We start from the raw sequence: 585 nt of genomic DNA, 5'->3' as shown, positions 1-585 counted from the left end.
GGGGTGATCGGGGCCCAGGGCTTTTTCGTTGATCGCCAGCGCACGCTTATGGAGCGGTTCCGCCTGGCTGTAGAGACCCTGACTGTCGTAGAGAGAAGCCAGGTTGTTGAGACTGAGGGCAGTATCCGGGTGATCGAGGCCCAGGGCTTTCTCTGTGATCACCAGCGCATGTTTGTAGAGCGGCTCAGCCTGGCTGTAGAGGCCCTGCCTGTCGTAGAGGAAAGCCAGGTTGTTGAGACTGAGGGCGGTACTGGGGTGATCGGGGCCCAGGGCTTTTTCGTTGATCGCCAGCGTACGCTTATGGAGCGGTTCCGCCTGGCTGTAGAGGCCCTGCCTGTCGAAGAGTAAAGCAAGGTTGCTGAGGCTAGTGGCGGTACTTGGGTGATCGGGGCCCAGGGCTTTTTCGTTGATCGCCAGCGTACGCTTATGGAGCGGTTCCGCCTGGCTGTAGAGGCCCTGCCTGTCGTAGAGCAAAGCCAGGTTGTTGAGGCTGAGGGCGGTACTGGGGTGATCGGGGCCCAGGGCTTTTTCGTTGATCGCCAGCGCACGCTTATGGAGCGGTTCCGCCTGGCTGTAGAGACCCTG

At 60.7% G+C, this 585-nt stretch carries 1 protein-coding gene; it reads right to left on the bottom strand.

Annotated features, from left to right (window positions below):
* On the bottom strand, positions 1–585 hold a 585-nt coding region (locus ACLNEE_RS16845), incomplete at both ends, for a tetratricopeptide repeat protein (RefSeq protein ID WP_412007447.1).

The organism is Aphanothece stagnina RSMan2012, from assembly GCF_046764815.1.
In the GTDB taxonomy this organism is placed as follows: Bacteria; Cyanobacteriota; Cyanobacteriia; order PCC-6307; family Cyanobiaceae; genus NIES-981.
Note: the sequence above shows the minus strand (reverse complement) of the source record. Positions and strands in the feature narration are given on the sequence as shown.